Consider the following 1,110-nt stretch of genomic DNA (forward strand, 5'->3'; position numbering starts at 1 on the left):
GATGATAACTTCGAGGTACGATTACCACCTGGTGTATAAGCTTGGACATTTCTTCTATGACTTGACATGGTGCCCTCTTTATAAATCGATATCTTTTAAATGATCTTTAAGCTCATTTGCTAAATCAATTACTGAGTCCTTAGAGTCACGTAGCTGTCGAGGGATACAAATACCTTCGCTAGAAGCGACATCTAGTACTGTTCGATAATTTTTGGCTGCGGTATCAAAAGCATTTGAGCGAATGATGTAGTTATTGAATACCATGGAACGGTACTCATCTTTGATACGATTTGATAGCTCAGTATCTCGGTCTTTCTCTTCTTCGACGTTGGTACGGGCAATTTTAATCCAACGAATACCTTCTGAACCTTCTGGCAAAGCTCGAACCTGGTTAGGTAAATTATCCAAGAATTGAGTTGTGGAGCTCCAGTCGAGAGCCTTTGGAGATACTGGTACCAACAAACCATTACAAGCGTACAGTGCACTCCAAGTAAGCGGGTTGATTTGAGGTCCTGTATCAATAAAGATTAAGTCGTATTGGTTACGAATAGGGTCGATAACTCGTTCTTTTAATCTTGGAATTAGGTTTTCTTCTCCGAGCCAATGTAAAGACGAAAATCGCTCATCCTCAGGAAACGCTGGCATGATTCGAACATTAGGTAAGAAGGTATTAAGGATTGCTTCATCAATAATATCCTCATGACTTAAACCATAATTCACGAAATTTTGATATAGAGAATCTTTACCCTCAAGATCCGCTGTCATAATGTCAACGGCAGTGAGTTGGTCCAGATCATTTTGTTTGTATTCCTTAGATTGAGCGAACAATTTAAGTGAACCCTGTGGATCTAAATCAATGATTAGAATGCGGATACGTTCAAGGTGCTGTAAACCTAATGCCTGAGCCAGGTTAATAGTCGTCATGGACTTACCTGTACCACCTTTCTGGTTCTGTACATTGATAATATGAGTACCACGATTAAAATCAGACCATTTTGGCTTACCAGCTAAATCGAGAATTTCATGAATATAGTCTGGCGAATACGCATACTTACCACGGATCATTTCAGGTGGTTGATAGCCTTGCTCCACCCAATCTTCTTCCTTTTT

1 protein-coding gene is annotated in these 1,110 nt (G+C 39.8%); it reads right to left on the bottom strand.

Annotation, left to right across the window (positions count from 1 at the left end; translation table 11 throughout):
- Window positions 1–78 precede the first annotated feature (78 nt).
- Window positions 79–1,110, bottom strand: a 1,032-nt coding sequence (locus IQR33_RS31975) for a ParA family protein (protein WP_193844332.1), incomplete at its 5' end; no start/stop codon positions are given.

Origin of the sequence: Vibrio sp. OPT46 (assembly GCF_015163535.1) — a bacterium.
In the GTDB taxonomy this organism is placed as follows: Bacteria; Pseudomonadota; Gammaproteobacteria; order Enterobacterales; family Vibrionaceae; genus Vibrio; species Vibrio alginolyticus.